This is a genomic window from Ignavibacteria bacterium (assembly GCA_036262055.1).
Classification (GTDB): domain Bacteria; phylum Bacteroidota; class Ignavibacteria; order Tepidaquicellales; family Tepidaquicellaceae; genus DATAJP01.
In genome coordinates this window covers 106,890-120,944 of record DATAJP010000004.1, presented here as the reverse complement: position 1 = coordinate 120,944, position 14,055 = coordinate 106,890, and the positions used below count along the sequence as shown (strand labels likewise).

General features: G+C 35.1%; 9 protein-coding genes. 2 read left to right on the top strand and 7 right to left on the bottom strand.

What is annotated here, in order from left to right:
• Positions 1 to 125 precede the first annotated feature (125 nt).
• Positions 126 to 3,896 (top strand): ATP-binding protein, encoded by a 3,771-nt coding sequence (locus VHP32_12820; protein HEX2788771.1) that lies wholly within the window; start codon positions 126 to 128, stop codon positions 3,894 to 3,896.
• On the top strand, positions 3,893 to 5,275 hold the full coding sequence (locus VHP32_12815; GenBank protein HEX2788770.1) for an Ig-like domain-containing protein: 1,383 nt from the start codon (positions 3,893 to 3,895) through the stop codon (positions 5,273 to 5,275). The genes VHP32_12820 and VHP32_12815 overlap by 4 nt, the downstream gene beginning before the upstream one ends.
• 4 nt (positions 5,276 to 5,279) lie before the next feature.
• On the opposite strand, the gene VHP32_12810 is transcribed toward VHP32_12815, so the two are convergent.
• The 7 genes from VHP32_12810 to hprK form a co-directional block, all read right to left on the bottom strand.
• A complete protein-coding gene (locus VHP32_12810) occupies positions 5,280 to 6,398 on the bottom strand; it encodes an AAA family ATPase (protein HEX2788769.1) in 1,119 nt (372 codons plus the stop codon).
• Positions 6,399 to 6,410: 12 nt separating this feature from the next.
• The gene (locus tag VHP32_12805) at positions 6,411 to 8,393 is read right to left on the bottom strand and encodes a BamA/TamA family outer membrane protein (GenBank protein ID HEX2788768.1); all 1,983 of its coding nucleotides are present in this window, start codon (positions 8,391 to 8,393) and stop codon (positions 6,411 to 6,413) included.
• Positions 8,394 to 8,523: 130 nt separating this feature from the next.
• Positions 8,524 to 8,751 carry a DUF2795 domain-containing protein gene (locus tag VHP32_12800; GenBank protein ID HEX2788767.1) on the bottom strand — a complete coding sequence of 76 codons (228 nt, stop codon included), beginning with the start codon at positions 8,749 to 8,751 and terminating at the stop codon, positions 8,524 to 8,526.
• A gap of 154 nt (positions 8,752 to 8,905) precedes the next feature.
• A complete protein-coding gene (locus VHP32_12795; protein ID HEX2788766.1) occupies positions 8,906 to 10,063 on the bottom strand; it encodes an ABC transporter permease in 1,158 nt (385 codons plus the stop codon).
• Positions 10,064 to 10,069: 6 nt separating this feature from the next.
• Positions 10,070 to 11,086: an ABC transporter permease gene (locus tag VHP32_12790; protein HEX2788765.1), complete on the bottom strand. Its 1,017-nt coding sequence runs from the start codon at positions 11,084 to 11,086 to the stop codon at positions 10,070 to 10,072.
• Between the two features lie 18 nt (positions 11,087 to 11,104).
• Positions 11,105 to 12,907, bottom strand: coding sequence for an ABC transporter substrate-binding protein (locus VHP32_12785; GenBank protein HEX2788764.1), 1,803 nt, complete (start codon positions 12,905 to 12,907; stop codon positions 11,105 to 11,107).
• Between the two features lie 82 nt (positions 12,908 to 12,989).
• The gene (gene hprK / locus VHP32_12780) at positions 12,990 to 14,033 is read right to left on the bottom strand and encodes an HPr(Ser) kinase/phosphatase (protein HEX2788763.1); all 1,044 of its coding nucleotides are present in this window, start codon (positions 14,031 to 14,033) and stop codon (positions 12,990 to 12,992) included.
• Positions 14,034 to 14,055: the final 22 nt, after the last annotated feature.

The window sequence follows — 14,055 nt, the reverse complement described above, 5'->3', positions numbered from 1 at the left end:
ACAATCTTCTCGAAAATAATTTCCGAAAAACTTTTGAATATTTAATAGACCTGAATCTTAACTCCGGTTATCAGGTTGAGATTTACAACACAAAGCTTGAGCTTTTTGCATTTAAAGGCAGACAATTGCAGCCGGAATATTTCCTTTTACAAAAAACTCTTGCAGGCGGAAAGTTTTCTGTTTTAAAGAACGTCGGATTTTATACTTATTACATTATTTATGCTCCCATAACAGTACCCGGCGGAAAAGTAATAGGTGTCTGCCTCACCTCTGAATTAATCGACATAAAATTTCAGTTAAAGAATCAGTTTTTTCCTGACTTCGGGTTGACTCAGGAAATAAGCGAAAACATGAATGTGAGTGCAGACTTAATTACTGCAAATTCGATATCCGGAAAAATTGAATATGATTCCATTAAATATTCGGGATATATACCGGTTGATATTATTGGTTTAAATGACGTTCAAATCGGAAAGTTGTTCATAAGCAGTTTCGAGAAAGAGCAATACGTGCAAAATATAACTGAATTTAAAAACAAATATGTTTCCGTTCTCGCGTTTTTTCTCGCGTTTATTGTAATTACAATAACAATTCTGCTTTTAAACAAAATTCAAAACAAGAGTATTCAAATTTTTATTTTTGCTCTTGTTATGATTTTAATAAGATATTTTTTGCTGTGGATGGGATTCCCATCTAAGTCATTTGACAGCGATATTTTCTCACCGTCGTTTTACGCTTCACCGTTCGGGTTTGGAATTCTAAAGTCAATAGGAGCATTATTTTTAACGTCAATTTGTCTTCTGATTATATGTGCATATTCGGTTATAATTCAATATAGATATAAAGTCGCCGAACCGATAATAGAGGAACAAAGGATTTGGTTCAGAAATGTTAAGATAGCTGTTTATCTTGCAGGATTTTTCTTTGTTCTTGAAGCATTAGGGCTGATAATAAAAGTTATAATTTCCGATTCCAATCTTAATTTTTTTGACAGGTCTCAAATAATTCCCGATAAAGAGCTTTTTTTGGTGCAGTTATCCATTCTATTTATTTCATTTTCATTGATAACTTTTCTTGTTCAGATTGCATTTGCATTCAGGAATATAGTATTGTTCTCGGATAAAGAATTTTTTAAAAGATACAATATCATCACATTTTTAATTGTATTTTTAATTGTAAACCAGCTAATCGAATGGTTTATCCCTTCTTTTGACCTGGAGTATTATCAGCGCATATTTTTAATTGTTTCAATATTTCTTTTTGTGTTCTACATAAAGAAAAATTTATTATTAAAGCCGGATTACAGAGTCTTAAATCTTAAAACCTTTTCCATTTTTATTCTCATATGCATAGTCATAGTTCCGTTTATTATAATAACGAAGATAACTTCGCAAGAAACAAGATATGTTGAAATTATAGCGCAAAAATTAGCTGAAGATGAAGATGAAAGAATTAATTTTACTATATCAAATGAATTAATGAATCTTTCTTCGCTTACAAGGTTTGAAAATGATTTGAATGATAAAAATCTTCTGCCAAAACTTGCATTTTACTTGTGGGCGGAAAGCAAGCTCAATTCCGAAGATTTTAATTCTGCTGTAGTAATTCTCGATACAAACAGAAAAATATTAAGCGATTTTAATATCAACGATGCAAAGCTTAACACGAATGATATTATCACATTCCTTAATAAGAATTTTTTTGAAAAGGGATATAACATCTCCCTTCAGCAGATATATAAAAATCTTGATACGCTTGAAATTTCGGATACGGCAAATATTATAGATGAAATGGGTTTAAGTGATGAAACACTTGTTCTTGATTCGCTTAACGAAGAGCAATCACCGGTCATAATAGAGAATATAGCGATACTCAAAAATCCGGAAGAAAAATTTTATGTCGGCATTGCTCCGATTGAAAAACAGGATTTAAAAGGAACGCCATTCGCCCGTATTCTCGGGTATTTGGTTATCACGATTCATTCAGAATCGAGGAATTTTCTTCTGCAGACATCAGCCGAATTATTTAAGAATTATAATCGAAGCAACATACTTAATAAATTAATTTCCGACCCTGTCTTAACTGAATATGTGAACGGTGAAATTATAAGCTCAACTGATCCTGATGTCTCAAAATCAACAGTCAATTCACTCAGCATTTTTAAGGAATATCTTAAAAATTCAGAAACAAAATCTGTGTGGAGGATGGAGACGATAAACGATGAAAAATATAGAACTTTTTATATACTTTCGAGCAATTTTGAAAATGTGAGCGAGAATGAAAACACAAACGGCAATGGTGAAAAAGTTTATTCTGTCAGCATCAAACGTGATGACTTCAAAGTCATAACGTTTTTTTATCTGAAGTTTATTTTATTTACGCTTATAATATTTCTGGCTCTGTATTTTATTTTAGCAATATATTATTTGTTAAAAAATAAATCGTTCCGGCTTAACTTCAGAGAAAAATTATTTGTTTCATTTCTGATTGTATCGGTAATTCCGATTGTTTTTCTTGCGATTTATACAAGGTCGTTTATCATCGACAAAAACGATGTTGACCAGAAAAATCAGATTGTATCAGATTTGAATCTGCTTAATGAGAGCTTGAAAGGAATTAATTTTACATTAAGTTTTATTTCAAACCAGGACAGCTTAAAAACAATTCAGAAGGAATTTATTAACCGGAATATTTCACAGTTCGATAAAAATTTTAATTTATATTTAAAGAACCGCCTTGTAAGCACAACAAATGAAGAGCTTTATAAGTCAGATTTGCTTGACACGCGTGTAAGCGCTGAAGCAGCATATAACCTTATTTATCTCAAAAAGGATTTATTTCTTGATAATCAGGATATCGGAAGGTTCTCGTATCTTGTGGGTTATAAACCGTTACGGGATGCGCGAAATAACCTTGTTGGAATAATTTCATCACAGCTTGTTTACAGGCAGAATGAAATCAACGAGGAGCTGACAGAAACACTGACGTTTATCTTTGGGATTTACTTTATTGTAATTATAATTTTGCTAATTGTCGTCAGCTTCTTAACCGAAAAAATTTCTTCGCCGATTCTTGCATTAAGGAATGCAACAGAAAAGGTTTCCAAAGGAGATATTAACGTTGCAATAGACATTAACCGAAACGATGAGCTGGGGGATTTAGTGAGGTCATTTAATATAATGACAGTTGAGCTTGAAAAATCGAGAGCTGAGCTGAAAAAAGCAGAAAGGGAAGAAGCGTGGCGTGACATTGCGCGAAGAGTTGCGCATGAAATTAAAAACCCGCTTACGCCAATGAAGCTGTCGATACAGTATCTTGCGGAAATTTATAAATCTGGCGACCAAAAAACTTTTCATGAGGTTCTATATAAGACCAAGAAAATGATTTCCAATGAAATTGATAAGCTTAACAGGATTGCAACCGAGTTTTCATATTTTGCAAAGCTTCCGAAGCGAAACTATGAGCCGCTTTATGCAAATGAAGTTCTTGAAGATGTAATTTCTTTATATTCAAACCATCCGAACATAAAATTCAAAATCGAACTGAATGACAGCGACACAAAAATTGTTGCAGACAAGCAGGAGCTGAACAGAATTTTTCAGAACCTGATTAAAAATTCAATTCAGGCAATAATTAAGAAGGGTGTAATCGAAATAAATTCGGTCAGAATCGACGGAAAATTCAAAATTGAAATTGCCGATGACGGTATCGGGATGGATAAAGATACTCAAAAGAAGCTTTTTGAGCCGAATTTTTCAACGAAATCATCGGGAATGGGGCTTGGACTTGCAATAACTAAAAAATCACTCGATGACATGAAAGCGAAAATAAAATTTGAATCGAAATTAGGCGAAGGAACTAAAGTGATTCTTGAATTTAAGACATATAAGAATTGAAAAGAACAATTCTTAAAATAATTTTTTTTGTATTTCTCATCAAGGTTTGCGGATGCGCAAATCAGGACCCTCCTCCAGGCGGTCCCGATGATAAATCGCCTCCGGTTGTATTAAAAATCTATCCTGCAAATGAAACGCTGAACTTCAAAGACAATAAAATCACCATTGAGTTTGATGAATATATCGAACGTCGGAGTTTTATGGACGCCTTTTTTATTACACCAAAACCGGATTCGGAAATTAAATTTAACTTCGGCGGAAAAGATGTTGAGATAGAATTTCCCGGCGGATTCAAACCGAACACGACGTATAATGTAACTATCACGAAGGATTTAAGAGATGTTCGTGGAAATAATTCTCTCAATGAACCTATAGTAATTGCTTTTTCAACTGGCAGCCGTATCGACAAGGGAAGTATTTCAGGCAGGGTTTCTCCGCCTTCAAACGATGTTGTTTCTATATTTTGTTATAATTTAAGAACTCATAATCCGGATTCTCTTGACCCTTCGAAAGTAACGCCTGATTACATAAGCCAAACAGGCAAAGAGGGAACTTATATCTTTTCTAATCTTCCATCCTCTGAATTCAGATTTTTTGCGATAATCGATAAAGACCGTAACAGCTTATATGATAAAGATTTTGAAAAAATTGCGGTAACATATCAGGATTTTATTATATCGGATTCTTCGAAAGTTGATGGAGCAAATTTTTTGATAGAAGATTTATCGCCGGTCATAGGGTCGAGAGAATTTTTAGAGCTGCTCAAGCCGGATTCCGCTCAAAGAGTTTTTTCTTCAATTCAAAACAATCAGGAAAATATTGCAAACGTTGAAAACTTTTATTTTTATTTCAGGAATAATACGCTTACAAGATTTGATATTGCCGATAAATTAACGTTAAAGGACACGGCAGGTAACACTATAAGAATAATTTATAACTGGTATTCCGATACATTGCTTCAGATTATTCCAGCCGAACCGCTGCGGTTCAATACCATATATAGGTTTAATGCAGTTTTAGGGACATATAACTATACTTTGAATTTTAAAACTGCAAGCGAATCCAGAACAGGTAAAATTTTAGGAACAATTAATTCCAAACAAGAGATTGCTTCAAATGTTATTTTGAATCTTATTGAAAGTTCTTCAAGGATTTTAATTTTCAAACAAAGTAAACCCCCTGACCAGAAACAATTTGAGTTCAGAGCAATTCCTGTCGGAGAATACAGATTATTTGCATTTATTGATACGGATAACGATGACAGGTTTAATTACGGCTCCGCTTTTCCGTTTGCACCGAGTGAAAGATTTGTTTATTATGAACCACTGCTTAGCGTGAAGCCAAACTGGACTATTGATAATGTTTTTGTAAACTTCTGACAGGTTACTTTCTGACGATGTTTTGTTTAAGGCGGAAGGATAATTTGAAGAAAATAAGCTCAGGATTTATGTTAAGGTCGATGTCTCTGAAAGTATCTTCAATCTCAGAAATAACTTTGAAAAAATTCGTTTTAAAATTTTCATTGAATTTTTTCAGACGGTCAAGCTTATCATGATTCAAAATCATTTTTTCGTTGCCCGCATTTAAAAGCGCCAAATCCCTGAACCAGTAAATCAAAAAAAGCAGAAACTGTTTCATCTTTTCCTTTTCTTTTCCATCGTTTATGTTATCGATTACATTTCCCAAGCTCAAATATTTGTTAGAGAGAAGAAACATAAGATAATCCAGAACTTTATCTTTAACCTCAAGGAAGTATCCCGATAAGATTTTGTTGCAATTATAAATGCTTCCGCCGGAAAGCTCTGCATACATATCAAGGTCTTTTTCCGATAAAGAGGAGTCTTTTGAGCGTATATATTTTTTTATTTCGTCAAGAGAAAGATCATCGAACTGAATTTTCTGACATCTTCCGATAATGGTCGGCAGCAGAGAATTCAATCTTGATGTTGTGAGAATTAATATCGAATTTTTCGGAGGCTCCTCAAGAATTTTAAGTAATGCGTTTGCAGATTGCGGATTCATCATATCCGCATCAGAAATTATGTAAACTTTCTTTTTATTTCCTTCACTAAGATAAATCGAGTTTTTTATGTCACGAATGCTGTTTATGCGAATAAAATTTGCCTTCGGAATTCTTATTTTATGATAAATATCTTCGATTTTATTGTTTATTTCTTCACGTAGAGTCTCATAATCTTCCTGCTTTAAATCATTAACAGAATCATCATCATCCGTATCCTTCCCTCCTGTGGGAAGAGGCATTATGAATTTGACGAAAGGGGAGTTGAAGTTATTAATTTGAACACAGCTTTTACATTTGTCGCATGCTTCACCGTTGACAGGTGTTTCGCAGTTTAGCATTTTAGCAAATTCAAGAGCAACAGCATCTTTTCCTACGCCTTCTTTGCCGTAAAAAATATATGAATGAGCAATTTTTTCGCTTTTAAAAACTGTATTTACGATTTTCTTAACTCGTTCCTGTCCTATTATTCTATTCCACATTTAAATGAAATTTTAAAATGTATTTCCGATACCAAATTGAATCGCATATTTATCATTCCAATTAGCCCCGGATTGAAACAGCCATTTTGTTACTCCAACAGGACCCGGATTCGGGTCATAAAGCTTTAACCCTAAATCTAACCTTATCGCTCCTATTACAGTATAATACCGGATTCCCGGACCGATAGATATTGCGATTTGATTCATTCTAAAATCTTTGATGCCTTCCCAGACGTTTCCGTAATCAACAAAAGCTACAAATCCTAAATCTTTCAATAAAAAATTTTTAGAATCAAGAAATGGTCTTCCTCTGTATTCTATGCTTCCTTCAATAATGAAATTTCCGCCGACTTCCTGATTGGGAACGAACCCGAGCTGGTGAGAGCGCCATCCGCGGTTACTCGAAGCTCCGCCTTCTGTAAATTTGAAATCTGTCGGAAGAGCATCAGTACGTATTTCAACATCATTTTCGACAAAAATATTATTGTCGGAATATTCATATAGAATACCTGTCATAAATTTTGTAGCCAGTACAGATTCAAGAGGGTCTTTCGATAAACTCATAAAAAATTTATTGATAGTGAGAAACTTCAAATATTTAAATGTATGCGTGTTAAAAATTTTTTCAATCAGTCCGCCTATTAGTCCGCTTTCCTGAATATTATTCGTCTGATAAAAACCGCTTGTCGGATATAGTAAATTATCAAGACCATTATGAACAGCAGTTAAGCTTATTCTTGATGAAAAGACATTTACACTAAATGCCCGAAGGGTATCTGTACCGTCGGTTATATCATATTTAGTCGCAAAATTAGTATTTATAAGCTGCCATTCACCTACTAACTTATTTACATATGTAAAAGCCGGCAGGTCATACGAAACACCGTTTGAATTTTTAATCTCAACTACTTTGAAGGTATCGACAGTATAAAAATTAACCTCTGCGCTTATATTCCCGTTTATGTTCTCGTTGTTAAATAGATACGGCTGGTTTACAGTAGCCAGCCCTCCAATTAAATTATCTTCAAGAGTGTGAACTAAACCTCTGACTCTTCCCGTGAACACTCTTCCTCCGCCAAAAAAATACCTATCGGTGAAATTAACACCCAGACCACCGTAAAATTTCTGACGAATGAAATCTCCTATTATTTCAGGAGCAACTTCATATTTATTTCTTAAGATTAATGTGACTTTGTAGTTAATGCGATTATTGGAGTAATCAATGCCTGCAGTATCAAAAGCGCTGCTTTCGAGAAGTGAAACAGATGCAATTTTATTTTCAGTCTTTGCTAACTTTTCCTTACTGAAAAGTTCTCCTTCCTTATATTGCAAATCCCTGTAGAAGTCATTTACATCAATGTCATAAATATTATTTTTTATCGTTATGGTTGTCTTTCCGAAATAATAAATCTCCCCGGTATTGATAAATATCTCAATATTCAAAAGATTATTTCTGACAGGACTTGCATCCATAATTTTTTGCACCACAACTTCCTGTTTTTCAGCGTAAGCATAACCATTATTATTGAGAATTGTTAAAATCCTTATTACCTCTATGTTTACATTATTTTTAGTATAAATTTGTCCGGACTTAACAACATAATCCTTTGGTGTAAATATTTGGTTTTTCGGTGCTGCTGTAACGGAATCTAATCCAAAATATTCGATTTTATTTATTTTATACGGTTTATTTTGAGTTATAATAAATTCAACAGAAATTTCAGTTGTGTCATCATTATAAGTGAAACTTGTATCAACCTCAGCATCAAAATAGCCATTATCAAAATAAAATTTTTCAATTCTCTGCATATCGAGAACGAGCTCATCATAATTAAAATCATCGCCGGATTTTGTGAAGATGATCGACGATAGAGCACTTTCACCAAACTCTTCGTCTCCGTCATTAAATTTGAAAGTTACTTCATCGACAGATAGGGGATGGTCAAATTCTGTATTGGCACCTTGAGAATACAATAACCCGGGTACAAAAACCATCAATAATAAAAATAAATATTTAGAATGGATAATCTTCAATAATGTGTAATTAATATGTAATCAAAATAAAAACCCAATAATCCTCTGAAAAAGATTATTGGGTTCTTATCTTTATAAGGGAAAAATATTTTTAGAAATCTTTAGCCTCCTCATCGTAAAAGAAGTCTTCATCAGTAGGATAATCAAGCCAAATCTCTTCCATGCTTTCGTACGGTTCATCTGTGTCCTCCAATTCTGCTAAGTTATCGATTACTTCCTGTGGGGCTCCTGTTCTCGTTGCATAATCTATCAATTCTGATTTATTGCAAGGCCAGGGTGCATCATCTAAATAGGATGCCAATTCCAGCGTCCAAACCATTTTTTTAAATCCTCCGAATTATTTTTTGCAAATATATCTAAAAAATAATTACTTCAAAACGCAGAAATAAACTTTTTTAAAGTAAATTAGTGTTCTATTTAGCAACAATAAATATTTCTAAAAAATTCTGAATTTTGAAGTAATTATATTAAAATTAATCCCTCAATCTCGGGTCAAGAGCATCTCTCAAGCCCTCCCCGATGAGATTATAAGAAACAACACTTATGAATATCATAAAGCCCGGGAAAATTGCTAGCCACCAGGCGTTGGAAGCATTTCTCGCTTCGTTAATCAATGAACCCCAGGTAACTGTTGTTGCCTTCACCCCAAATCCTAAAAAGCTTAATGCGGCTTCTGTCAAAATTGCACCTGCAATTGCAAATGCACCTGATACCAGAACGGGTGCGATTGCATTCGGCAGAACATGCCTGAAAATTATCCTTAAGTTATTAAAACCTAATGAGGAAGCAGCGGTTACATATTCCATATTTTTAACTTTCAAAACTTCACCGCGAATAAGTTTTGCATCTGCAGTCCATGTGGTTATCCCGATGGCAGCCATCACAAGCCATATGCTGGAACCGTAAATTGCAACAATTGTTACTATCAGGAAAAATGTAGGCAGCGTCATAAAAATTTCAACAAGACGCATTATTACAATATCAACTTTGCCTCCGTAAAATCCGGCAAAAGCTCCTAATGATATTCCGATGAGAAGCGCTATTCCTGCGGCTATGAATCCGACCGAAAGAGAAATTCTTGAGCCATGGATAATTCCTGCAAGTAAGTCCCTTCCCGCGGGGTCGGTCCCCAGATAATGGTCGCCGCTGGGTTTCACAACCGCCGAAGCCAAATCGGTTTCGTTTGCAGCATAAGGAACCGCAGGCCAGATTGTATTCTGAAGCAAGTTTTGGTCATCTAACTTTTTCCAATTGGCAAGTATCAGGTTAGGGTCCCATTTATAAAGCCCTACAGCAGAAAGATAATCATATACAATAGGAAAGTAGGCTTTACCTTCATATTGTGTATATATTGGCTTATTATAAGCAAGAAAATCAGCAAAAACAGCAATATAAATTAAAACAAAAACTATGTTCAAAGCAATCATCGCAAGACGATTCTTTCCGAATTGATGTTTTACCAGAGACCAATATGATTCACCGACTTTCTCACGGCTTTCAATCTGGTCTTTTGTCAACCTGTCTGCACCGAGAACTACGTCAGTTTCAATCGGCTGGGCATTTATTATATCAATTTTTGGTTCGGTTACAATTTTGTTTTCTAATTTATCTATGTCAGGATTATTTGCCATATTAGTTTAAGCTGCTTTTTTTGAAAAAGTAATTCTTGGGTCAACAATTGAATAAATAATATCAACAATCAGAACACCGACAACAGTAAGCACAGCGACAAGCAGAAGCTCAGCCATAATCAAAGGATAATCACGGTCAAGGATGCCCTGATAAAAAAGTTGTCCCATTCCCGGAATGGTAAAGATTGTCTCGACAATAAGCGAGCCGCCGACCATTGCAGGAAGCAGACCGCCGAATATTGTAATAATCGGAATAAGAGAATTTCTCAGAGCGTGTTTCATTATAACGGTTTTTTCGTTCAATCCTTTTGCACGCGCAGTTCTTATGTAATCCTGCCTGATAACTTCAAGCATTGAACTTCTCATCTGTCGTGATAAGAAGGCGAAGCTTGCAAGGCTTGTAATCAGAACGGGTAAGATTAAGTGATGTATTCTGTCCCAAAGCTGTCCCCAGAAAGAGTAAGTTTCATAGTCAAGTGAGGTTAACCCTCCTGTAGGGAAGATATTCCAGAATTCGGGACTGCATAAGAAGAAAATTGCAAGTGTTGCTACCCAGAAATTCGGGAGTGAATATAGAATAAAAAGGAAAACCGTAGTTGCTCTATCGCCGTAGGAATATTGCCTTGCAGCGCTGTATATGCCTACCGGTATGGCAATAGAATATATGAGCAAAAATGATAGCAAGCTTATTGTCAGGGAAACAGGAATTCGTTCAAGGATTTTATTTATAACAGGTCTGTCATCTTTAAATGAGTTTCCAAAGTCACCCTGCGCTATATTTCCGAGCCATATAAAATATTGCTGCCATATTGGCTTATCAAGTCCGAATTTCTTTTTATAATATTCTTTTGTTGCCTGAGTAATCTGATTCTTTGCGCCTGTTTTCATTGCCTCACCTGTAGCGCCGATTCTCATTTCAGTCGGGTCGCCCGGAGCCATACGGCAAATTACGAACGTTATCATTGTTATGATAAGCAGGGTAGGGAAGAAAAGCAAAATCCGTTTAAAAATATAATCAGTCATTGATTAGTTGTTTTAATATTATTTATATCTTGCTAAATCCCGTGATGACCACCACTCTTTCATTAACGGAGAGTTCGGATATGAATACCATCTTGTGTTTTTAAATCTGTCTGAATATAAATATCTTCCTGTAGGTGTCCATAAAAATGTATATGGCTGGTCTTTGTAAATGATTTCCTGCCATTCATTTAGAATTTCTTTTCTTACGCTGTCATCGAAAGTAATTCTGTTTAATTCGATTAACTCATCACTTCTTTGATTTTTATAGCTGATGTGATTGCTGCCCTCACCGTCTGCCTGGGATGAATGCCATATCTGGTAAGGGTCTTCAGGACCTACAGATAACTGCCACGCCATTATTGCTGCATCAAAATCATGTTTCTTAACTTTGTCTAAGAATACAGACCATTCATAATCCTGAATGTCTGCCTGAATACCGATTTGTTTTAAAGCGTCAATAATTACCAATGCAGTCTGTTTTCTTGTAGGATTATTATTGTTTGTGAATGTAAACTTAAAATCTACTTTCTGCCCGTTAATTACTTTATCAAGTATTCCGTCGCCGTCAGTGTCTTTCCAGCCTGCTTCGGCAAGAAGCTCTTTTGATTTTTCCAAATCAAATGGTATTACAGGCAATGTTGAATCAACATATTGGCTTTTGTAAAATATGTGAGACTGGATTGGTATTCCCATTCCGTAAAAAATCTTATCTATAATCATATTACGGTCAACTGCATAACTCATTGCCATCCTTACTTTAGGGTCATTGAATAACGGACTATTGTTGTTCCATCCGATATATGAATATACAGGTTCAAGTACTAACGCTTTTTTTAGTCCGAACTGCTCGGGATTTTTTACATTCTCAACAAAGTCAATTGGACGTATAACATACATCAAATCGGTTTCTTTGTTTTTTGCAGCAGCAATTGCTGCGTTCTGGTCGGAAATTGTTCTCCAGATTATTTTCTCAGGATAAACTTTTCCTTCATCTTTATTCCAATAGTCATTATTTCTGACAACGGAAATTTGCTGTCCTGTTACCCATTTTTCAAGCTTGTATGGACCGCTTCCGACCACATATTTAGGATTTCTTGAAACGTCTTCCTGATTCAGGAAATCAGCAAACTTTTTCATTTCGGGATATTTTGCAGGGTCAAGAGTCTCATTTGCTTCATTCAGCATTTCCCAGCTAAGTCTATCGTTTATGTTTTCTATATCAAGAATCTTTTTAGGAACAATCTTTATATCTCCGATTGCATAAATTGCCCTGAAATATGGCTGTTTAAAAGTAAACTTAACTTTATATTTATCTCCATCAACAAGCTCAACCCTGTCCAAATCGGTAAAATAATTTCTCAATGCCTGGGCGTCAGTGAACGGGTTTTTTATAGCTTTGAATGTGAAGATTATGTCCTCGCCGGTTAAAGGTGTTCCATCCGAAAATTTTACATTATCTTTAAGCTCAAATGTGTAAGTCAGGTGGTCTTCGCTAAGTGTCGGCATATTTTTGGCAAGCTGGGGATAAAGTTCGTAAGTAATTCTGTCCTGCTCAAGCAACTTCTCGAACAAATAATAAGAAATAATCTCATCTGCTGTTGCATCATTAGTTACAACAGGGTTCAGTTTTTCAGCATCCGACATTTCCTGCTTTATAACCCAATCACCTACTGTTGCGCCGCTTAAATCAGGTTCCTGAAGCGGTGTGAGCATTTTTGTTACATTACTCTGGATTATGGGCTTCTTTTTTCTGCCGCCCGCTATTGTTATTAATACTGTCAGGGAAACTATAATAATAAAGAATAATCCGAATTTTTTCATTCTGATTTATTACTTATTTAAATTAAAAAAAATATTTTTTTATATGAGACGCAAAATATTGCGTCTTTACTATTAGTTGTTACTACTCAAAATCGTGCTCAAAGTACTCAATTGTGCGGTCATATTTTTCCTGTTCATCTGTGGTTTCATCCTTAGTTTTACTTTTAATCTCCTCGGATAGTTTCTTTCCAAACTCAACCGCAGGGTTGTAACCGTAGTGTTTACAAAGGTAATTAAGAGCTATAACTTCTGCAATTACAGTAATATTTTTACCGGGGAAAATAGGAAGACGGATAAGTTCAACATCAACGCCAAGAAGATTAATCGTTTGCGTATCCAAACCTGTTCTGTCATATTCGCGTTCAGGGTCCCAATTTAGAAGTTCTACAATTACTTCAACTCTTTTTTGAAAACGAATTGCGCGTATCCCGAATACAGCTCTCACGTCAATTATTCCAAGACCCCGTATTTCCATAAAATGCTGAACAAGATTCGTTCCCGAACCCATCAGAACGCTTTCAGCTTTTTTGGAAACCACAACAACATCATCAGCCACCAGACGGTGACCGCGTTCGATGAGGTCAAGGGCAATTTCGCTTTTACCTATGCCTGATTTACCGGTGAACATTACACCAATTCCGTATACGTCGATGAACGAACCGTGCATCACAACCTGAACCGAAAACTGGTCATCAAGAAAATCGCTGATTAAGTATGCCACACGTGTCGTAGGAACCGGAGTTCTGAATACAGGAGTTTCTGAAATCTCAGCAAACTCAAGAAGCATCTTTGGAATTTCATTTTCATTAGTAACTATGACGCAGGGAATATCAAATTTGAAAAATTTTTGAAGAGTGTGAAGCTTCTTTTCTTCGGATAAAGATTTTAAATATCTTATTTCCGTATTTCCGAAAACCTGGATTCTTCTATGTGTGAATAAATCATAATACCCCGCAAGTGCAAGTCCGGGACGATGAATGTCCTTATCGACAATTGTTTTTGAAGGCTTAATTTCTCCTGAAGTTACTTTTGACAATCTGAAACGCTCTTTACATTTATTGTAAAAAGAATCAACAGTTATCGATTCTTTTTTTATTTCTTTCAGATTGCTGAATCTATCCGACATTCAATTTTATTTAATATAAGTA

Coding starts and splice junctions, on each gene's coding strand:
- VHP32_12785 (HEX2788764.1), bottom strand. CDS start 12,907: ATGAAAAAATTCGGATTATTCTTTATTATTATAGTTTCCCTGACAGTA.
- hprK (HEX2788763.1), bottom strand. CDS start 14,033: ATGTCGGATAGATTCAGCAATCTGAAAGAAATAAAAAAAGAATCGATA.
- VHP32_12790 (HEX2788765.1), bottom strand. CDS start 11,086: ATGACTGATTATATTTTTAAACGGATTTTGCTTTTCTTCCCTACCCTG.
- VHP32_12795 (HEX2788766.1), bottom strand. CDS start 10,063: ATGGCAAATAATCCTGACATAGATAAATTAGAAAACAAAATTGTAACC.
- VHP32_12810 (HEX2788769.1), bottom strand. CDS start 6,398: ATGTGGAATAGAATAATAGGACAGGAACGAGTTAAGAAAATCGTAAAT.
- VHP32_12805 (HEX2788768.1), bottom strand. CDS start 8,393: ATGGTTTTTGTACCCGGGTTATTGTATTCTCAAGGTGCCAATACAGAA.
- VHP32_12800 (HEX2788767.1), bottom strand. CDS start 8,751: ATGGTTTGGACGCTGGAATTGGCATCCTATTTAGATGATGCACCCTGG.